We start from the raw sequence: 20,395 nt of genomic DNA on the forward strand, positions 1-20,395 counted from the left end.
TCGACTTGCATGTATTAGGCACGCCGCCAGCGTTCGTCCTGAGCCAGGATCAAACTCTCCAAAGAATTTGATATAGCTCTTAAATTGACGAAGCTTGCGCTTCATTCAAAAATTGTAAAACTTTTTTGCCTCATCGTTCAGTTTTCAAAGTTCGTCTGTCGCTCTTGACGACTAAATGATAATAACATTTAATTCATTTCAATGTCAACAACTTTTTCGTTTGTTCAACGTTTGTCGTTGGCAACAGAGATAACTATATCACCTGCATTTTAATCTTGCAAGCATTATTCTAAAAAAACTTTTAAATATTTTTTCGTATCATTCAGAGTTCGAATCTCAACTCCTTAAAGGAAGAAGAAATCACTTTAAAGAATACACTTATATCTAATAGCGACTATAAACCTATAAGGAGTCCACACATGATGCAATCCGATTTACAGCGACCTAAGAAACGTTCACCGCTCAGAATCTGGTCCGGTACCCTAGTCTATACATTAAAGAGAAGACTCAAATGGATTACGGACAAACGAAAATATGTTTCAAAACGAAACCTTGATCCGATGCCATATCTGATTCATACACACCGCACTCCTTTATATCGTCAACTCCGTGACATCGACATGGAAGTTCAACATAACAAAGTAACCAATCTAAAGATTGCAATCGCCAAACTGAACGGCTCCATCCTGACTCCAAACGAGGTTCTCTCTTATTGGAAGATGATCGGCAAGCCGACGAAACGCAAAGGTTATGTAGAGGGAATGATTCTCCACTATGGAAAAGTGACCTCAGGAATCGGCGGTGGTCTCTGTCAACTGTCCAACCTCATCTATTGGATTACCTTACATAGTCCGTTGACGGTAACCGAACGCTATCGCCACAGTTATGATGTGTTCCCTGACTACCGACGAGATCAGCCTTTCGGTAGTGGCGCCACCTGTTCTTATAACTATCTGGATCTGCAAATCACCAATCAAACCGCACAAACGTATCAACTTCTTCTATATATAGAAGGAGATCATCTCGTCGGGGAATGGCGTTCGAACATCCCGAATAAAGAACAGTATCGTATATATGAAGAAAATCATCATTTCACCCGTGAATGGTGGGGCGGGACGATACGACATAACCAAATATTTAAAGAAGTCACTTCAATGAATGGCACACACCTTCGAAACGAATTCATCACAGAAAATCACGCGATCACCATGTACGACCCATTCCTTCCCGAGAATGCTGCATACAAAAAAGCCGACTCTTAATAAAAGAGCCGGCTTTTCAAATGAACTTATGCGTGTGGCAAGAACATGAAGTATGCCAAGAAGATGACTAACATTCCATACATGATCGGATGAATCTCTTTCGTCTTCCCTTTCGCAATCATCATGAGTGGATAAAGGATAAATCCGAGTCCGATCCCTGTTGCGATTGATGACGTAAGTGGCATCATGATAATCGTCAAGAATGCAGGGACTGCAATCTCGATTTTCTTCCAATCAATATCAAGAAGAGCCGAAGCCATGAGTACACCGACAATGATGAGCGCCGGAGCCGTGACTGGTGCCGTAACAACTGCCAAGAGAGGCGAGAAGAACAACGCCAAACCGAAGAACAATCCTGCAAAGACTGCAGTCAATCCTGTACGTCCACCTGCAGCGACACCTGCTGACGACTCAACATATGAAGTCGCTGTAGATGTTCCAAAAATCGCACCCGCTACCGTTGCTGTCGAATCAGCCATCAACGCCTTACTTGCACGCGGTACTTTATTTTCTTTCATGATTCCAGCTTGACGCGCTACGGCAACGAGCGTTCCAGCCGTATCAAAGAAATCGATGAAGAAGAACGTCAAGATGACAATAAGCATTTGAAGCGTGAAAATCTCACCGAAGTTGATGAATGCTTGACCGAATGTCGAGGACATACTCGGCGGCATTGATACAACGTCTGAGATCGCTGTCGGTGTCGGCACAAGACCGAAAATCATACCGACGATTGCCGTCAACAACATCCCGATGAAAATACCACCTTTTACGTCGCGCGCCATAAGCAAGGCACTGACGACAAGTCCGAATACCGCGAGAAGCGTCGTTCCCGTTCCAAGCGAACCAAGACCTACGAGTGTTGCTTCATTCGCAACAACGATGCCTGCATTTTTCAAACCGATGAAAGCGATGAAGAAACCAATCCCTGCAGCGACCGCCATTTTGAGCGGAGCCGGAATTGCGTTAACAATCGTTTCGCGAATCCCTGAGAGCGTCAATACGATAAAGAAGAGACCTGATACGAGTACACCTGACAAAGCCGTTTGCCATGGTATACCCATCCCGATGACGACACTGTATGCGAAGAACGCGTTGAGGCCCATGCCCGGCGCAATCGCAATTGGGTAGTTTGCGAGAAGTCCCATCGTCAACGAACCGACAACTGCGACAAGACCCGTCGCCACGAAGACCGCTCCTGTATCCATCCCTGCTGCTCCAAGAACGTTCGGGTTAACGAAGAGGATGTACGCCATCGCAAGGAACGTTGTGAAGCCTGCGACAAGTTCCGTGCGAACGCTCGTCCCGAGTGCTGTGAGTTGGAAATAGCGATCGATCCGACTCGTTGTCGTTTGTTGTTGGTCTTGCTTGAGCTGTGTGCTCATTTGTTTTCCTCCTTGTACTCGCCGTAAAACGAGAAAAGGTCCCCGGCAAATGACCGAGGACCCCACGCGAAACATACGAGGGCATACACCCTCATCTATGTCTCGCCGTAGTGAAATCATTTAAGGTGATTTCGTAGAGACTCTCGGGCCATATCCCCGATATTATACGGCAAATTATTTTATAATTGTTCGGTTATAATAAGAACGTTCTTATCGTATCAGCGTGAAAATAGAATGTCAACTAAATTCACGGATTTTATATCTAAAAAGAACGTTAATGTTCGGTTTTAAGACAAAACAGAGGGATTCCCCTCTGTTCCGCTTATTCCCATTCGATTGTTGCAGGTGGCTTAGACGTAATGTCATACAGCACACGGTTGACGTGGCTGACTTCGTTGACAATCCGGACAGAAATTTTCTCAAGTACATCCCATGGAATACGTGCCCAATCTGACGTCATCCCATCGATTGAAGTGACCGCACGAACACCGACAGCATAGTCGTACGTACGCTCGTCACCCATGACTCCGACCGAGCGGATTGGTGTGAGCACCGTGAAGTATTGCCAGATGTCTCGTTCAAGACCTGCTTTCTTCACTTCGTCACGCAAAATAGCATCCGATTCACGGACGATTTCTAACTTCTCTTCCGTGATCTCACCGAGGACACGGATTCCGAGACCTGGACCCGGGAACGGTTGACGCCAAACGATATAGTCAGGAAGACCGAGCTCGGTACCGAGCGCACGGACTTCGTCTTTAAAGAGCGTGTTGAGTGGTTCGATCAACGTGAAATTCATGTCTTCCGGCAACCCACCGACGTTATGGTGTGATTTGATCGTTTGCGCTGTATCTGTTCCGCTCTCGATGATGTCTGTATAGAGCGTCCCTTGTGCGAGGAAGTCCATATCGACAAGTTTTGAAGCTTCTTCATCAAACACATAGATGAACTCGTTTCCGATGATCTTCCGTTTTTGTTCAGGGTCTGACACACCGGCCAACTTCGTCAAGAAGCGTTCTTGCGCATCGATTTTAATGACTTTCATGTTGAAGCCGTCCGCGAACGTCTTCATGACACTATCCGCTTCCCCTTTACGAAGAAGACCGTGGTCGACGAACATACATGTCAATTGATCACCGATTGCGCGGTGAACAAGCGCCGCAACGACAGACGAGTCGACCCCACCTGAAAGTGCACAGAGCACTTGTTTGTGCCCGACGATTTCACGGATTTTCTCCACTTCAATATCAATGAAGTTTTCCATCGACCATTCGCCTTTCGCGCCGCACACTTCATAGATAAAGTTTTTCAAGATGTCATTCCCATACTCAGAATGACGAACTTCTGGATGGTATTGTACGCCATACATTTTCAACTCATCGTTTTTGATTGAAGCGACCGGGCAAGACGGGTTCGTTCCATCGACGATAAATCCTTCCGGTGCTTCCATGACGAGATCACCGTGGCTCATCCATACCGTATGTTCGACTGGAAGGCCGTTGTAAATCGCTGATGCTTCTGGCGTTGAGAACAATGTCGCTTTCCCGTATTCACGGTGTGCAGCACGTTCGACACGACCACCAAAATGATGCGTCATGAGTTGCATGCCGTAACAGATTCCGAAAATCGGAATGCCGAGTTCGAAGATTTCCGGGTCGCAACGATATGCGCCTTCCGCGTATACGCTGTTCGGTCCACCTGAGAAGATGATGCCGACTGGATTCAATTCGCGAATCTCGGTTGCCGTCATCTTATGCGAATGCAACTCGCTGTATACGCCAAGGTCACGGACACGACGCGTGATCAACTGGTTATACTGCCCACCAAAGTCGAGCACCAAAATCATTTCTTGTTCTACTTTCACGAAATCTCCACCTTTCTGCCTTCTCCTCAAAAAAAGACGCGCCTCTCCCCCAGATTATCCAAACCGAAGAAGAAGCACGTCCTTTTCTTTGTATACGAAACGTGCTCCTTCATAGTCGGTCCATTTACGGTGGTCCGGTAGAGACTCTCGCGCCAATTCACGAGTATATACGAAGGAATGCCATGTTCAATTATCTAACTAATGCGTCTATCTTACTTGATGCATCCCGTCACTTCAACTCATAATTCGACGAATCATGATTTTCCAATATTCTTTATATTTCGAATTCGGTTCTTGTTCGGCATAGACCGCTTGTTCAAACAAGGCCGTCAGACGGGTCATGTCGTTCGTTTCGTAGTAGGCGTCGACTTCTCTCGCGAGCTCTGAAGGCGTACGACCATCGATTTTAAATCCGTTTGCCCGAAGCCGCTTCATCAAATAACGATGCATCGAAACAAGACTTCCGTCTGTGAGCGGACGACTCATCCACCAGACGTACATAATTTGCCGCTCGATGATCTTCCGGTTCCAAATGAGGACGGCCACGACGAAGAGAATGATCACCCATCCCCATATCGGAATACTGCGTCCCTCTTCTTGAACGTCACCTGTCGTCACATCATCGATTAATAAATCTTCTTGTGGACGATTTTGCGGATTGTTGTCTTGAGACGCTTGTGGATCGTTCGTAGCCGGGGTCGAATCATTCGTATCCGTCTCTTGCTCCATTTGTAGTAAGTTAGCGTCCGAGAAACTGATTGTCGCTTCTAGCGGAACCCAGCCCGCACCTTCAATGAAATACTCAACCCATGAATGAGCATGACGATTACGAACCGTATGTTCTTCTTCCCCTTGAATCACCCCCCGCGTATCTCCCATCGTAAATCCTTTTACCCAACGTGTCGGAATGCCATTTGCTCGCAACAAGACGGCTGCTGATGTCGAGAAGTTATCACAATAGCCGATTTGTGTATCAAATAAGAACTGGTCGACGTAGTCCGTGTCGCCTTGCGGTTGGGCCACGTTTTCCGTATCATATTGAAATTCTCCATTCCGGAAGTAAGCTTCAACCGCCTCTGCTTTTTCGTTCGGAGTTTCACTCTCCACCGTGATTTCAGCAGCTAAATCTCTCACCCGATCCGGTAACGAGGTTGGAAGTTGTAAATAGACCTGCGTTTCTTCTTCAGTAAGCGAAGTTACGTCTTCGTTTAAATCGAGCTGTTCTTCAGAGAAAGCGGGGACACTGTAGCGGAGTTGAATCGTTCGTGGCGTCGCTTGTCCCTCGTTCTCAAATACAATTTTCCCGGAAGGTTGAATGTTGATTGTCTCGTTCGGGAAATCCCGCTCTATATCACCGACCAAAAACTCTGTACCAGATTCCGTTTCCGCCGCTTGTGGATATTCACCACCGTATGGAACGAACGATTGTCGACGATCAAAACGCAGAATCGCCTGTTCCGGTGTCGTATCCACTTCCGCGTCCACTAACTGTCCACGATTGTAGTTGGAATCGAGTACCGGTGCCGCAATCCAACCTTTCCCTGTATAAATCGCTTTTGATTCAATACGCCAATAGCGAGCCGGTGCACCACGTGCAATAAAGACGATCCCGTCATCTTGTTCGAACGGGCCACCTAACGCCTCATCGTTAACACCATATCCGACACGCCCCGGCCCGTTCCCATCGCCTTCTGTTGTCGCATTTCGGAAACTCGTGGTGATTCGATCGGACCAATCCCCCTCGAGCGTCGGCGACGCACTCGCAAGGGCCACAACGACACTGAGCAACAAACCGATACTGACAAACCGAACGAGTGATTGACTCGGTCGTTTCGCCAAATCCGTGACGAATAACAGGAGCAGCGATGTGATGATAGCATAAAGGATGTCACCTTCACCGTCATACAGTGTCCACGTGTCGAAGTAAGCCATGACACCAAGTGTGGATACAATCATCCCAAGCACAAATCCGTAACTTGGATACGTTCGTCCGACAAGAACGGCGAACAGAAGCCCGATGAGCGCCATCGCAGAGAAAAAGATGGCCTCGTTTGGTAACTCTCCGCTTATGACACCTGTGAAGTCTTCCATCCAAATCCCGAACCAGTCGAAAATACTTCCGTGATAGACGTATAGGACGACTAGAAAATTGAGAAATGAAATACTAAGAAAAGCAGTCCACGGGAGAAGACTTGCGAACATCGGCACGATGAGAAGGAAATAAAACGGCCAATTCACATCAAACGTTGTACTTCCAACAATCGGTTCAATCCAGAACGACAACAAATAGGCGGCAAGTATCGTATAAACAATGCGGGTCACCCAAGTTCTCATGTCATCACCTCACTTACCGCAGTGTATAGATGATAGCTTCCTTGTGTTTCATGCATGAGTTCCCGGATTGCCGCGGTCTCGAACGGGCTGATTAAAATCAGATCCCCCGTTTGTTGGGGCAGATTCTGCTTCACCCTCTCGACGATACGCCCCTCCGCTTCCGGAGTCGCAGTCAGCAAGTAATGACCGACCTCAGCGCTTTGGTCCGGAAGATGAAACAACCTCACCTGGTCTTCAATCACATATAGTTCAAACGGCAAATTTTTACGTTCTAACTGGCGAATCGCACCAACGAGTAGCGACAAAGAGCGTTCAAACGCCTCCTCGTAACCAGCAGAGACCGAAGGGACAAACACGAGCGAGAGCTTCTTTTCTTGTTCCTGGTCAAACGTTTTAGTCATCAAGTTGCCTCGACGTGCAGATGCCTTCCAATCAATCCGTCCGATTCGGTCTCCTGCCGCATATTCACGCACTCCGCTAGTCGTATTGGCCACTTCTGTATACGTACGCGTTTGGCGATATTGCTCACCACGTCCTCCGACGTGCTCATCTCGTGGCAAATCAAACGGCAGCTCAGCAGGAGATACTTCAACGACTGTCTCGATTCGTATCGTCCGTCTACGGTCGAATAACCCAAACACGTCACGAACATGGAGAATCGTTCGATCAAAGACATGAATTCCTCGTTTGATTGCATCGATTTTATACTCGACAACTTCAGCACGCCGGAAGAAACGGTCTACCGGCACGATAATAGTCTTATCCTCATCAATTAAGCGTTGTGGCATTCGCTCTTCTAACGTCACCATCCCAATCAAGAAAGGATACTTCCGTTCGATTTTCAGTTCGACATCCATCACCTGACCGGAGACGAGACGTTTCGTCGTCACACGTCGCGAGACGTTCGCCGCAGTGACTGGATAGATCATGAAAAGCGTCCAATAGACGGTCAACACCGCGAACGACCACCATAACGTCGAAGCGACAATACTTCCTTCGATGCGGGCAAATGAATACAATCCGAATGCCGCCGCCCATACAACGAACAGCTTCATCCAGTTTTTCATACCTCGTTGACCTCACGATCCATCGGGACAGGTAACGTATCGAGCCAGTCTTGAATCAACTGATTCGACGTTTTTCCTTTATAACGCGCTTCCGCCGTCAACAAGACACGATGTCCGAGAACACTCGTCGCCAGTGCTTTGACATCATCTGGCAACACGAAATCACGATTATGAATATATGCCCACGCTTGTGATGCTTTCATCAAGGCAAGGGTGGACCGCGGACTTCCGCCTAAATACGTATGCGGATCTTTCCGAGACTCATGTACCAATCGCACGATGTATTGTTTGACTGCACTCGATACGTGGACATCTCTCACTTCACGCTGCATACGTTCGACTTCTTGCTTCGTGATTACGCTATGAAGGGTTTCGAGCGGCTCGTCTTTTTCAAAACGTGATAACAGTGCAATTTCTTCATTGAATGTCGGGTAGCCCATTTCAATTTTGAGCAAGAAACGATCCAATTGCGCTTCAGGTAATGGGTACGTCCCCTCATGTTCAATCGGATTTTGTGTCGCCATGACGAAAAATGGTGAAGGTAGTACTTTTAATTCCCCATCCACTGTCACACTTCGCTCCGCCATCGCCTCAAGAAGAGCCGACTGCGTCTTCGGAGAAGTCCGGTTGATTTCATCCGCCAAAATAATATTCCCCATGAGCGGACCAGGACGATATTCGAATTCTCTCGTTTTTTGGTTATACATCGAAATACCGGTCAAATCGGATGGCAACATGTCAGGTGTGAATTGAATGCGTTTAAACTCTAAGTCGATCGCTCGGCTAAACGTACGAACGAGCATCGTCTTTCCGACACCTGGTACATCTTCTAAAAGGACATGTCCCCCTGCTAGCAACGCAGTTAAGCTTTTAGCGATGACTTCTTCTTTTCCGACAATCACGGTTTCAATGGCAGTAATAATCGATTGGACAGTTGGACGGTACATGACGGACTCCCCTTTTTTCTCTAATCTAGGATGACTGAAAGTTAGAATGTTCTGACTTTATTGTGACATAAGCAAGGTTCGGAATGAAAGAAATACCGTACGCAAATACGCTTCCTACTTCTTTACCCAAAAAACGTGTCCGTTCTTTAGAAAAAACGGACACGTTTATCAATTATTCCGGACGTTTCAAATCGAAAAATTCACCGAGTGTCGCATAACCATTCCCCGCCATTCGACTGACCGGAGCCAGTTGTTTTGCATCGATACGTCCGTGTTTATATAAATCACGGTCGATATGAAAACGGACAATTCGTGCAATCAACAAATCCGCAGTCGTCTGTCCGTCATATTCAATCGGGAGGTGGTGATGTAATACGCACTCAAATCGGATTTTTGCTTCCTTGATCCCAGGTGTCGAAACAACTTCGCTTTGTTGAATCGTGAAGTTCGTGCGAGACAGTTCACTCTCATCGGCTGCAAGGTTTGCAGCCGTCTCATTCACATGGGCGACATTCGTTTCATCTACGATATGAATCACCAATTCATTCGTGCGCAGCGCGTTTCGTGCTGTATCCTTCATCACTCCATCCTTTCGTTGGACAGAGACCGACACGAGCGGAGGAACGGAAGAAACCACGTTGAAATAACTAAATGGAGCCGCGTTGATCACATCCTCATGTCGTGTTGTGACAAAGGCAATCGGTCTCGGCACAATGCTGCCAATCAAAAACTTATACGTGTCGATTTCAGTCAAAGCAGACGGTTCAATCGATAACATCCACTCACACTCCTCATTCTTTTTTATCTTAAATTCAAGATAATAGTTTATGTGAATGATGTCAATGGTGAGAAAGTAGACATGTGTATCTTTTAATCATTTTGGGTAAATGCGTGTATGTGAAAGCAACATAGACAATAGACACATCGCATAAGCAAATTAGTTTCATTTTCCTTTTCCCGTTTCGTAGAATGCAGGGCAAGGAAAGGATGACCCCCGTTTTTATGTTCAAGGAAGGAAGTAAAACGAATGATCAGTAAGTGGATTGAACAACTCAACAGTCGTCAAATACTCAGTATTTTATATAGCGTATGTGGATTTAGTATCATTTTGACCGCGATTGGCGCTTGGTTTGTGCGAGATGGGGATGTCTCTACTCTCGAACTCACAGCCCTTCGATGGATTTGGATGATCGGGTTAGTTATGTTCATTAGTGCCATCTTACTCATCGGGCGTCCGCTCATCAAACGGATGACTGAACAAAACCATAGATTGAAGACCAAGAAAGCAAAGCTCGAGAGTGTACTAAACGAATCCAAGATAAATCAAATGAACCTTCAATATCGTAATGAATTAATCGGAGTATTGGCCTCAAAAGAATCGCTATTTGATTATTCATCTGTCATCGAAAAAATCGTGTTACTCACAAAATCCGAGTTTGGTGCGCTCCTACTCGCCAAAGACGGAGAAATTACGTCTGTCGTACCAAAAGAAATGACCGAAGAACAACAAGAAAGTCTCAAAAAAGATTCACTTTTACTCAAACGCGTCATGATTTCAAAGTTACCCGCCGCAACGTCGAAACGGGTCGTCGATGCGTTACACACGTATCCGTATTATATTTATGAATCAGTTATCCCGATCATGGACCCGTCCGAGAATAGTCTGATTGGTTGCCTCTATTTAGCACGGTATGATGAACAGTATGATGCAAGTGAAAAGTCCGAACTGAACGCGTTCGCAAGCCAGCTCGCCATCTCACTTCTTCGGATGCAACTCTATCTTCAGATGCAACAGGATCGGAAAGAAACAGCCCAACTGATTAATTCGGTGCGTGAAGCTATTCTATATGTAAACTATGAAGATGACACTGTCGTCGGAAATCGTGCCTTCATCCGCATGTTTGATGATCTTCACTTTGACTATAAAGGGTACGAAGAGTTGTCCGCCATCAACATCGATATCGAGCAATTAGCAAAACGCGTCGACCAACACGAGCAATTCGTTCGGTACTTCGAGCGAGTCTTCTCCCAAGACCCACCGGAAGACGGGCTCACGATTTCGATTGATCAAGGTGATTGCTTTATCCAACTCTATGCCGAAAGTATTTATCGTGATCGTCGACTCCGTGGGACAATGCTCGTCCTACGTGACGTTACCGCCGAGACTGAGGTTGACCGGATGAAATCTGAACTCGTAACGACTGTGTCGCACGAATTAAGAACGCCCCTTTCATCGATTTATGGGTTTACCGAACTCATGTTGTCGCGCGACTTGAATGAAAGCCGTCGAGAACTGTATTTGCATACGATCCATGATGAGGCGAAGCGACTCTCATATCTCGTCAGCGATTTCTTAGACTTGCAGAAGATGGAATCCGGAAAACAGACGTTTGAATGGGAGCCGGTCGACCTATATGAACTCGTGTCAAATAGCGTCGCATTTTATCAAGAAACAACGGACCTTCATGAGCTATTCATCGACGTTGATATCGAACAAAATTTCGTCATCGATGCCGACTTAGAAGGGATGCGACAGCTGTTCGGCAACCTGTTAAGTAACGCCATCAAATATTCACCGGACGGCGGGAATATTCTTGTATCACTCGAGCGCATAGATGAAGAGGTTGTGATCAAAGTAAAAGACCATGGAATGGGCATACCGACTGCCTCTCTTCCTCATCTCTTCGGAAAATTTTATCGCGTTGACAACTCGGATCGACGCAAAATCGGGGGGACCGGGCTCGGGCTCGCTATCTGTAAAGAGATTGCTAAAGCTCATGACGGACAACTCCATGTCGAATCAGTTTATGGGGAAGGAAGTACTTTCATCTGTGAACTTCCCGCATCGAAAGAACATATCATGCAATAACACGGTCTTCTTAACCGTGTTATTTTTGACTCATTTTTGCCTAATTCGGAAGGATTCCTTTTACAAAATATAGAAAGGAAAGAAACCGATTCATTTACGTGGATGTGGAATACCCTATCCATTTATTTTTACACGTTTTAAGCCGAAAACAAGATATACTGATTATAAAGAAATTGCTAGGATCGGAGGTCCTGCCATTGAATCATCGTGACCCACCTTTTTCAGAAATTGGAGATTTGAAACAATGGGGACGTTTTGAAGTCGAAGTGCCTCATACAGGCGAACAAACGAAGTATCAAATCGCTACGGCTTTGGTTCGAAAGCATATTCCTTTGCGGATTGGTGGATTTTATATCATTGCGAGCGAAGAGCAAATTTTGCATAGTGGCTCACATGACGGAAATCTCCAGAAGCACTTGATTCATTTATTACAGCAAGTCCTTAACGGTCATATCGAAGACGAACGCCTCGCTCAGGAACAGGTGTGGACGGTGCACTATTTTACGACACCATAAAAAAGAACTCAATTTAAGTATGATTACTTATCTCGAGTTCTTTTTATTTATTCCCAACGTGACATCATGGAAATTGTTTTTTCATAGTATTCCGTAGCCAGTTTATATTTACCTGTACTTCTTAATTCTCTAGATAACCATAACGCATATTTATGTGTATAGTATTCATCATAAGCTTCAAAGTAGTCCACAGCCCTTTTTAAACTATTAATCAAATTATTTTGATCGTTTTTTTTATATTTACTTGCATAAATATCAAAGTGATAGTTAAACTCGATTAAGTCATCTTGATCCCCTTTTAACTCATATCCAACCTCCAACCACTTCATAATCCCATCAATATTTTTTTTGGCAACACTAACTTCAAGTAAGGACATCACACTATACAATTTGCTTTTTGCTCCTTCTTTGACATTAAAACTATCAAGAAAATATTTGTGTGCTTTTTCTTGGTCACCAATTAAAAAATAAATATCCCCCATATTGTTATAGAGCATCCCATAATAATTGTTTAAATTAGCTTTATCTGCCACTTTTGCTGCTTTTTCATAATGATCTAACGCAATCGTATAACGCTTACGTCGTTTAAATGACAGGCCGATAATCATATGTGACTCAATAATCCGTTCGAGGCAAAAATTTTCTTGAAAATAATCAAGTGCTAATTTCACATAATCAATTGCTTGTGAATAGTCTGTAAATCGATGATACAGTGCCCCCATCACATATCGCATGTCTGCTATTTCCCAGGCAGGAATACCCGAATTCGATATTTCTTTTCCAACTTTTTCTAACAAATTTACAGTCTTTTCGCGATCGGCAGATTGATATAAAAACATGTAGATACACTGGGTCAAATCATAACGTATACGATCATCATTCGATAATTGATCTTTAATCCAACCCACTTCAATTAAATATTGAACGTTTCCACCTGGAGTGATACCGAATCGTGCCAAAGTAATTAACAAAGTGACATATAACTCTTTTGATTGCAAGACAACAGGATTTGTTTTAAACTTTTCGATTCGTTTAAAGTACTTTTCCTCTTGTCTCGACAATAACGCTTCTTTTAAGGTGTCTCGAATTTCTTTCTTAGTTTGATCTATTTTTTCACTAAAATCATAGTAAAGCGGGACCTCTAACTCTAATCTTTCAAAAATCAATTCTAAAACTTCATCACTTGGTGTTGTTTGATTATTTTCAATTTTACTTAAATATGATATCGAACAAATTCCTCTTGCAAGCACAGACTGCTTCATATTTTTTCGCATACGTTCCACTTTTATTAAGTTTCCAAAATTATATTCCATATCAAGCAGTAGCTCCTTCGAACTAAAATGATCGATTTTTTTAAAAAAATTAGTCTTTTTGTCACAGATTCAGGAAATCTACCTCAAAAAATCTGCATAATAAAGCATTTTTAACAAGAAGTTTCCCAACCGAATCATCCCCGTTTATGAATGACAACATGATAATATTGAACTAGTTAAAAACACTTTACCTGCAAATTCCCTAGATAATTTTTACCAAATTACACATTTCATTTTAATTTAATCATAAATATGGGGGTGAAAATGACAAATGGGAAAACTAAGTTTCCTACTTGCCGAAGACTACATTAAGCCTAAAATTTATTTCAAATCAAAGCAAGTTCCAACCGTAAATACAATCTACACACCCGAAGATCATAATAATTTTTCGGGATTAGAACATCTAACCCAATTGTTATGTTCTCCTAAAGGTTTCATTGTAAACGCTTTTCAAATTGATTACTATCAATCATTACCTAGGCTAATAGCTAGATCATTAAAACATATCCACTCTTTCAAAAAGCTATATATCCTAGGACCTGAACTTTCTCTCTCCATTTTAAAAAGAAGTACAAAGACCATATATGAGAAACAGGTTCTTGATTATGAATATATCAACGTAGAACAAAATCCTGATTTTGTTACAAACCAATGTATTACCTTACTTGAAGAAGGACACATTTTATACATCCTTCCAGAAACATCTGTTTGTTGGAAACCAAACTTACTGACTGAATCAAGTAAAATTTCTCATTCTCTCTGTAGCACGCTATTGAGTCAACAGGTAAAAGTTTCGATTTTAGCGTCCGCTTTAAAAAATGAGTCTGAAAAGGTGATAATTTTTCCTGCAGACATCCCGGGCACTTATACAGGGGATTTAGAATCAAGGATTCATCAACAATCTGAAACGTTATACAGATTATTTGATTCATCAAAAGCTGACGAATGAACTCAAATCGATTTAGGATTTCCTGCTTTAAAAGCATAAAATAACAATCAAATGGAGGTTTTATTAATGAAAAAAGTAACAGGAGTATTATTCATCGCTACAGCAGTTTTACTTTTAGGAAGTTCTGTCAGACCTTTAGTAGACGATATGCCTCGTATCGTTAAAGTGGACGCACCTATTAAATCGTTTGTTGATGATATGCCTCGTATTGTTAAAGTAGATGAACCTGTCAAGCTATTCGTTGATGATATGCCACGTATTGTAAAGGTAGATGAACCTGTCAAGCTATTCGTTGATGATATGCCACGCATCGTATAATCATATTTTTCAAAGACGCCTCGTGCGTCTTTTTTATTTTAAGAAAAAAGGTAAATGAATTATATATTTCTCTCCATTTTTTACTTTTTACTTATATAATAAACAAAGACAACTCAGATGTACTCTCATATGCCGTCATTGTCGCTAGTTTATTGAATAGAGGAGTTTGAACATTGAATGGATTAAAATCATCATGGAGCTTAAAGCTATTATTAAGTTCTTCACTTGCACTAACCGGGGCAGTCATCGCCCCATTCCAACTCGATTCTTCTGGAATCAAATCGACTGTCGCCGAGGCCGCCTCGACTTACACCACAACTGCCAACTTAAATCTTCGTTTAAGTGCTGCAACGTGGAGTCCTGTTCTTTTAACAATCCCGTCCGGTTCGAGTGTCACTTACATCAGTACATACGGTTCGTGGTATAAAGTCAGTTATGGAGGCAAAACAGGTTATGTTTCTTCTCAATACGTTACGACGGTATCCAATACTGCTTCTTATTATAAGACGACAGATCGATTAAACATGCGCCTCACCGCTGCCTCTTGGAGCGCTGTCGTCACCGTGATCCCGGCTGACGCAACCGTTAAATATGTCAGTCGCTACGGTTCGTGGTATAAAGTAACGTTTAATGGCAAAATCGGTTACGTCGCCTCTGCCTACTTAACACCTACAAGTGCTCCTATTCCGCCGTCGGACTACTATAAAACGACAGCTAATTTGAACATGCGCCTCACCGCTGCTTCTTGGAGTGACGTCGTCACCACGATCCCATCTGGCGCAACCGTCAAATACGTCAGCCGCTATGGTTCTTGGTATAAAGTGACGTTCAATGGCAAAACCGGATACGTTGCCTCTGACTATTTAACGACGACAACAACTCCGGTGACACCCTCTTCATATTACGAAACAACAGTGAATTTGAATATGCGACTTAGCGCAGCTTCTTGGAGCGATGTCTTGACCGTAATTCCTGCCGGATCGGTCGTCAAATACGTGAGTCGATACGACTCGTGGTATAAAGTGACGTATAACGGTAAAACGGGCTATGTGGCATCCGAGTATCTAAAACCGACGACTGTCACGACACCAACCGATACAGATGGAACCGGAAAAACCGTTGTCATCGATGCAGGACATGGTGGAAATGACCCCGGAGCCGTTTACGGATCCGTTTATGAAAAAGTGATTGCACTTGATATCGCAAAACGCCTTGCGGGCGTCTTGTCGAGCACATATGACTACAACGTCAAATTCACACGTTCAACTGATACGTATCTCTCACTGGAGCAACGTGTGTCACTAAATAAGTCCTATAAAGGGGACATCTTTGTCAGTCTTCATGCGAATTCTTCTGTTTACAACACGGCCCACGGACACGAAGTACTCGTACCGACGTCAGACAGTTATACGACCAATCCTTACATCTCAGCGAGTCGTAGCCTAGGGTCCTCTATCAACAAAGAGATTGCATCGCGTATCTCCACAATCCAAAACCGCGGAGTCAAGTATCAGAACGTTTACGTGGTCGGACGAAATGTTTCGCCTTCTACCCTTGTGGAATACGGATTTATCAGTAACTCAAGCGACCGTTCTTATTTGACGAATACGACGTATCGTCAACGGATGGCCGAAGCGACCGCATCCGGCATTCATCAATTTATGCGTTCGTACTACTAAAAAGAGAACTTAGCCTGAGCGCTAAGTTCTCTTTTTGATGTCCACTCGCCAAATCATGTGTGATGCGTCCGGTCCCCAATAATGTTCGAGAATGAGAGAGGGTGCGCCTAATCGTTTTTGCCAATACGCTTGCGCGCTCGGAAAACCCGCATCTAAATAAAAGACGTGTTGCTTTCTAGCGAGGATCTCTCGTTTCATCGCTTCTAGCAAAAATTGCCCGACGCCAAGTCGCTGCATATGCGGTGATATATAGACACTACCTAGTTCAATGGCATCGCGCTCGACCTCGAGATGTCCCGAAATGATATCGTTGGGTGGCAATAATGCCCCTACGCCCACAATCACACCATCTTGATCGACAACATACAGTTGCACGAAATCGTCATCAAAGTGATCTTGAATGGTCGTATTCAGACGCGCCACTTCTTCATCAAGCAAATCGGCATCTTCAAAACGCTCTCGTCGCATCAAATCACTCAAACTATCCATCAATAAGCGTTGCAAGGGCTTTACGTCTGATTGTTCGAGTGCGCGGAGTTTCAAGACGTCCACTTCCTTTTCTATTTTTGTTCTACTCTTTACCCTCGCGAATCCGATGCGTAACACTCGGGTAAGTTGGAATCATTTCTTCGAGCGGTTCATAATTCAATTTTCCGTACGTTTTCCAAATGACTAAAATCACAACGGTCCATAATGTAATCGTCAAATGAATAAATCCAATTGGATAGCCATCTTCCACATCGAACCCGACCATGACGAGCATAACGTTAAACATCGTATGCATAAGAAAGGCAGACCACAGATTGCGTGACGAACCATTGTATACCCACGTGATGAGAATCGTGTAGGCGATCACGGCTAATCCATATGCCCAAAATGACAAGTTCATCTGCCCAGTTCCAGCCATGAAGAAAAGAGGGGTGTGCCAAAGCGTCCAAATGACTCCTAGTGTCAGACTGGCCAAAAGCGGAGACAGCCTTGACTGCAACGCGTCAAGCAAATAGCCGCGCCATCCATACTCTTCCTGCAGTGTCCCACCTAGAAACAACATATATAGAAAATAAGGGACAATCCACCACGGTTCGCGAACGATTAACGCACCGCTCCGGTCCGTCCACCAATAGGCAACGAGAAATAAAAACGGTACTAATAAAAGTGGAATCATATACGTTTTCCAACTCATCTTGAACTGGATACTATTTCGAAGGAGATGCTTCACCCCCGCCCCACCACGAAGTCGATACATCGTGAGAAAGCCTGAAATACTCGGCCCGAATGCTCCTAAGATGACGATGAACGTAATCGATAAATCCGTCCACCAATACAGTGTCGTCCATATAACCCATGAATAGCCGAATGCGATGAACAAGAAAAAGTTGATATATTTATTTTTATACATAGTCGGCCCCCCCTTCAGCAACTTAATACCCGTTATTTAATTTAAATAATTTTATATGTAATCTGTGTTGTTCCGCATATAATGAAGTGAACATACAATAAATAATCCTACGAGGTATCGATATTATGGAACAAATCAGCACTCAGACAATGAGTCATAATGGTTTTTTGATGTTTCTCGCCTTCATTATTGCCAGTGTTTCTGCCTTTATGGCACTCGAATTGGCGAAACGAGTCACAGGAGAATCTACCTCGTCCCATCGCGTTTGGCTTTTATTTGGCGGCACTACCTTAGGTCTCGGGATCTGGTCCATGCATTTTGTGGCCATGCTTGGGCATGCTTCTCTACACGATAGCACGTATTCCACCTGGGTCATTATCGGGTCGATGGTTCCGGCGATTGCCGGGTGCATTCTGTCGTTCGGCTTGGTTTCCCGCAACAAGACATGGATGACACTACTGCAGTCATCCGGTCTGATGGGATTCGGGATTGTCAGCATGCATTACATCGGAATGGCTGCCATACAAGGTGTTCAATTGGAGCTCGACCCCTCATGGGTTTTATTATCCATCGGAATTGCATGGAGCGCTTCCTACCTCTCCCTGTGGGTAGGTTTCTTTTCTTCATACTCCACAAAGCGCACGACCTTTCCTGTGAAGCTAATGTTCTCACTCATGATGGGAACAGCCATTTTCAGTATGCATATCGCTGGGATGAGGGCAACAATCATTACCCCCGATGCTTCACCTGTGAGTCGAATCCCGATTGACCCCACTTTGCTAGCGTGGCTCGTCACAAGCATCGTGTTTCTCTTATTCGGGACATATTTTATTGCTTATACGTTAGACCGACAAATTCAAAAGCGTGACCTTTTTCAAAAAACGATTTTAGAGTCGACGACGGATGCCGTAGTAACGACGACGAGTGACGGTGAAATCCGCTATCAAAATCAAGCGTTCGCTCACTTATTCGAAGGATGCGCCCCTGAACCCTTTTTTCAGGATTACCATCCTCTATTATCGGCTCAACAACATTTTTATCAGCCGGTACAAATTGAGACGAATCACCGCACGTTAGAAGTGACGTCTTACCCACTTCAAGATGGTACGAACAATCAAGTACTTTGGTTTATACGCGATGTGACCAAAACGGTCGCTTCACAGCGCATGATTGAACATATGGCGTTCCATGATGCGTTGACCGATTTACCGAATCGCTACAAACTCGACTCGCTCCTTCAGGAGAGCATCTTACAAGAGCGTTCGGTCTCCTGCTTATACATCGACGTCAACCGCTGGCGTTTTTTGAGTGACATTCTCGGTCATCATGGAGCTGAAGAATTAATCCTTCAAGTCGCCAATCGTCTGAAACATACGATTCACCCGGATGATGTACTGACGCGAATCGGGCCATCCGAATTTATCATATTGCTATTCGCGCAACGAAGCTCACTCGCTCATCAAAAAGCAGAAAAGTGTATAAAGGCGATCTCATCTACTTTTGACGTAGATGGAACGACACTTGAATTGACGATGAGTGCGGGAATCAGTCATTTCCCTAAGGATAGCTCTTCTCCAGAAGAATTAATTCAATTTGCTCGTCTTGCCGCTGACGAATCAAGACGGGATGGAGAGAACAATATCAAGTCGTTTGAAGAGTCCTCGCGACCTCAAATCTTATACAATATCGAGATTGAAAAAGCGCTTGTCACCGCATTAAATCAAGATGAACTCACACTCGTCTATCAACCAAAAATCGATTTAAAACAGAATCGACTAGAAGGTGTGGAAGCGTTACTCCGATGGCAACATCCACAAATCGGGACGATTGCGCCATCTGACTTCATCCCGATTGCAGAAAACACGGGGTTGATTCATTCGATTGGTCACTGGGTGATTCGAGAAGGATGTCGCACCTGGGTGCGCTGGCAACGAACCGGAATTCGTCCATTTACGTTATCCCTCAACGTCTCACCGCTTCAATTTGCGCGTGAAGACTTTGTCGATACACTTCAGTCTATTTTGTTAGAAACGGGGATGGACCCGATGTTTCTCGAGTTGGAAGTGACAGAGTCGTCGATGCTCTCATACGAGGCCTCGACCCGTGAGAAATTGACACAGTTACATCAACTCGGAATTCTCATCTCACTTGACGATTTTGGTACTGGCCATTCCTCGTTCAGTCAACTTCGAGAACTGCCCGTGCAAGTGCTGAAAATTGATCGGTCGTTCATCGTGAATCTGTTTACCGATCGGAACCAAGAGGCTATCGTGCGCTCGATGATTCAACTCGGTCATAATCTTGGAATGAAGGTTTTGATGGAGGGCGTTGAAACATCCGCTCAACTCGAATGGTTACTGAAGGAATCATGCGATTATGTGCAAGGGTACTATTTCAGTCGTCCGTTGCCTGAGACAGACGTTCCGTTTCACGTAAAAGAAACGGCCACATATCTTGAGTTTGGAAAACGCTAAAAACCGCTCCTGTCAAATCG

16 protein-coding genes, 1 rRNA gene and 2 riboswitches are annotated in these 20,395 nt (G+C 44.3%); of the genes, 7 read left to right on the forward strand and 10 right to left on the reverse strand.

The genetic code is table 11. The annotated features are described in order from the left end of the window. A 16S ribosomal RNA gene (locus KNO95_RS12520) occupies positions 1-65 on the reverse strand; the annotation flags it as partial. Between the two features lie 354 nt (positions 66-419). Between KNO95_RS12520 and KNO95_RS12525 the strand changes: the two genes are divergently transcribed. After that, positions 420-1,262 (forward strand): VanW family protein, encoded by an 843-nt coding sequence (locus KNO95_RS12525; protein WP_214879150.1) that lies wholly within the window; start codon positions 420-422, stop codon positions 1,260-1,262. A 26-nt stretch (positions 1,263-1,288) separates the two neighbouring features. Here the strand turns inward: KNO95_RS12525 and KNO95_RS12530 are convergent, their stop codons facing one another. The 6 genes from KNO95_RS12530 to KNO95_RS12555 all read right to left on the reverse strand — a co-directional run bounded on the left by KNO95_RS12530 (position 1,289) and on the right by KNO95_RS12555 (position 9,637). Then, positions 1,289-2,647, reverse strand: a complete 1,359-nt coding sequence (locus tag KNO95_RS12530; protein WP_251129412.1) for an NCS2 family permease — start codon at positions 2,645-2,647, stop codon at positions 1,289-1,291. Between the two features lie 88 nt (positions 2,648-2,735). Next, positions 2,736-2,837: riboswitch (purine riboswitch) on the reverse strand. A 132-nt stretch (positions 2,838-2,969) separates the two neighbouring features. Next, positions 2,970-4,493 carry a glutamine-hydrolyzing GMP synthase gene (gene guaA, locus KNO95_RS12535; RefSeq protein ID WP_251129415.1) on the reverse strand — a complete coding sequence of 508 codons (1,524 nt, stop codon included), beginning with the start codon at positions 4,491-4,493 and terminating at the stop codon, positions 2,970-2,972. 110 nt (positions 4,494-4,603) lie between these two features. After that, a riboswitch (purine riboswitch) is annotated at positions 4,604-4,704 on the reverse strand. A 41-nt stretch (positions 4,705-4,745) separates the two neighbouring features. After that, a complete protein-coding gene (locus KNO95_RS12540) occupies positions 4,746-6,845 on the reverse strand; it encodes a transglutaminase domain-containing protein (protein ID WP_214879152.1) in 2,100 nt (699 codons plus the stop codon). Further along, entirely contained in the window at positions 6,842-7,912 is a 1,071-nt protein-coding gene (locus KNO95_RS12545; protein ID WP_214879153.1) for a DUF58 domain-containing protein, read from the reverse strand. The genes KNO95_RS12540 and KNO95_RS12545 overlap by 4 nt, the downstream gene beginning before the upstream one ends. Next, positions 7,909-8,859 carry an AAA family ATPase gene (locus KNO95_RS12550; protein ID WP_026824353.1) on the reverse strand — a complete coding sequence of 317 codons (951 nt, stop codon included), beginning with the start codon at positions 8,857-8,859 and terminating at the stop codon, positions 7,909-7,911. The genes KNO95_RS12545 and KNO95_RS12550 overlap by 4 nt, the downstream gene beginning before the upstream one ends. A gap of 172 nt (positions 8,860-9,031) precedes the next feature. After that, positions 9,032-9,637, reverse strand: a complete 606-nt coding sequence (locus KNO95_RS12555; RefSeq protein WP_026824354.1) for a flavin reductase family protein — start codon at positions 9,635-9,637, stop codon at positions 9,032-9,034. A 249-nt stretch (positions 9,638-9,886) separates the two neighbouring features. Here KNO95_RS12555 and KNO95_RS12560 point away from each other — a divergent pair, with 249 nt between their 5' ends. Together KNO95_RS12560 and KNO95_RS12565 are read left to right on the forward strand one after the other, a co-directional pair. Continuing rightward, positions 9,887-11,728, forward strand: a complete 1,842-nt coding sequence (locus tag KNO95_RS12560) for an ATP-binding protein (protein WP_214879155.1) — start codon at positions 9,887-9,889, stop codon at positions 11,726-11,728. Between the two features lie 197 nt (positions 11,729-11,925). Beyond that, positions 11,926-12,243 carry a hypothetical protein gene (locus tag KNO95_RS12565; RefSeq protein ID WP_214704004.1) on the forward strand — a complete coding sequence of 106 codons (318 nt, stop codon included), beginning with the start codon at positions 11,926-11,928 and terminating at the stop codon, positions 12,241-12,243. Positions 12,244-12,290: 47 nt separating this feature from the next. Here the strand turns inward: KNO95_RS12565 and KNO95_RS12570 are convergent, their stop codons facing one another. After that, positions 12,291-13,556 carry a tetratricopeptide repeat protein gene (locus tag KNO95_RS12570; protein WP_214879157.1) on the reverse strand — a complete coding sequence of 422 codons (1,266 nt, stop codon included), beginning with the start codon at positions 13,554-13,556 and terminating at the stop codon, positions 12,291-12,293. 271 nt (positions 13,557-13,827) lie between these two features. Between KNO95_RS12570 and KNO95_RS12575 the strand changes: the two genes are divergently transcribed. From KNO95_RS12575 to KNO95_RS12585, 3 genes are all read left to right on the forward strand, one after another. Further along, complete coding sequence (locus tag KNO95_RS12575; protein WP_214879159.1) at positions 13,828-14,505, forward strand: hypothetical protein; 678 nt, start codon at positions 13,828-13,830, stop codon at positions 14,503-14,505. A 66-nt stretch (positions 14,506-14,571) separates the two neighbouring features. Next, positions 14,572-14,823 (forward strand): hypothetical protein, encoded by a 252-nt coding sequence (locus KNO95_RS12580; protein WP_214704010.1) that lies wholly within the window; start codon positions 14,572-14,574, stop codon positions 14,821-14,823. 173 nt (positions 14,824-14,996) lie between these two features. Next, a complete protein-coding gene (locus KNO95_RS12585) occupies positions 14,997-16,502 on the forward strand; it encodes an N-acetylmuramoyl-L-alanine amidase family protein (protein ID WP_026824360.1) in 1,506 nt (501 codons plus the stop codon). Positions 16,503-16,523: 21 nt separating this feature from the next. Here KNO95_RS12585 and KNO95_RS12590 read toward each other — a convergent pair whose 3' ends face one another. Together KNO95_RS12590 and KNO95_RS12595 are read right to left on the reverse strand one after the other, a co-directional pair. Beyond that, positions 16,524-17,045, reverse strand: a complete 522-nt coding sequence (locus KNO95_RS12590; RefSeq protein WP_034770643.1) for a GNAT family N-acetyltransferase — start codon at positions 17,043-17,045, stop codon at positions 16,524-16,526. A gap of 28 nt (positions 17,046-17,073) precedes the next feature. After that, complete coding sequence (locus KNO95_RS12595; protein WP_051545912.1) at positions 17,074-17,901, reverse strand: type II CAAX endopeptidase family protein; 828 nt, start codon at positions 17,899-17,901, stop codon at positions 17,074-17,076. Between the two features lie 125 nt (positions 17,902-18,026). Between KNO95_RS12595 and KNO95_RS12600 the strand changes: the two genes are divergently transcribed. Next, positions 18,027-20,375, forward strand: a complete 2,349-nt coding sequence (locus tag KNO95_RS12600; RefSeq protein WP_214879161.1) for a bifunctional diguanylate cyclase/phosphodiesterase — start codon at positions 18,027-18,029, stop codon at positions 20,373-20,375. Positions 20,376-20,395 lie beyond the last annotated feature (20 nt).

This window comes from Exiguobacterium sp. ERU653 (assembly GCF_018617775.1).
GTDB classification, from domain to species: Bacteria; Bacillota; Bacilli; order Exiguobacteriales; family Exiguobacteriaceae; genus Exiguobacterium; species Exiguobacterium marinum.

Excerpts from the sequence above, each read along its gene's own strand:
- KNO95_RS12600 (WP_214879161.1), top strand. The coding sequence starts at position 18,027 with ATGGAACAAATCAGCACTCAGACAATGAGTCATAATGGTTTTTTGATG.
- KNO95_RS12570 (WP_214879157.1), bottom strand. The coding sequence starts at position 13,556 with ATGGAATATAATTTTGGAAACTTAATAAAAGTGGAACGTATGCGAAAA.
- KNO95_RS12545 (WP_214879153.1), bottom strand. The coding sequence starts at position 7,912 with ATGAAAAACTGGATGAAGCTGTTCGTTGTATGGGCGGCGGCATTCGGA.
- KNO95_RS12595 (WP_051545912.1), bottom strand. The coding sequence starts at position 17,901 with ATGTATAAAAATAAATATATCAACTTTTTCTTGTTCATCGCATTCGGC.
- guaA (WP_251129415.1), bottom strand. The coding sequence starts at position 4,493 with ATGATTTTGGTGCTCGACTTTGGTGGGCAGTATAACCAGTTGATCACG.
- KNO95_RS12550 (WP_026824353.1), bottom strand. The coding sequence starts at position 8,859 with ATGTACCGTCCAACTGTCCAATCGATTATTACTGCCATTGAAACCGTG.
- KNO95_RS12555 (WP_026824354.1), bottom strand. The coding sequence starts at position 9,637 with ATGTTATCGATTGAACCGTCTGCTTTGACTGAAATCGACACGTATAAG.
- KNO95_RS12575 (WP_214879159.1), top strand. The coding sequence starts at position 13,828 with ATGGGAAAACTAAGTTTCCTACTTGCCGAAGACTACATTAAGCCTAAA.
- KNO95_RS12580 (WP_214704010.1), top strand. The coding sequence starts at position 14,572 with ATGAAAAAAGTAACAGGAGTATTATTCATCGCTACAGCAGTTTTACTT.
- KNO95_RS12530 (WP_251129412.1), bottom strand. The coding sequence starts at position 2,647 with ATGAGCACACAGCTCAAGCAAGACCAACAACAAACGACAACGAGTCGG.
- KNO95_RS12525 (WP_214879150.1), top strand. The coding sequence starts at position 420 with ATGATGCAATCCGATTTACAGCGACCTAAGAAACGTTCACCGCTCAGA.
- KNO95_RS12540 (WP_214879152.1), bottom strand. The coding sequence starts at position 6,845 with ATGAGAACTTGGGTGACCCGCATTGTTTATACGATACTTGCCGCCTAT.
- KNO95_RS12560 (WP_214879155.1), top strand. The coding sequence starts at position 9,887 with ATGATCAGTAAGTGGATTGAACAACTCAACAGTCGTCAAATACTCAGT.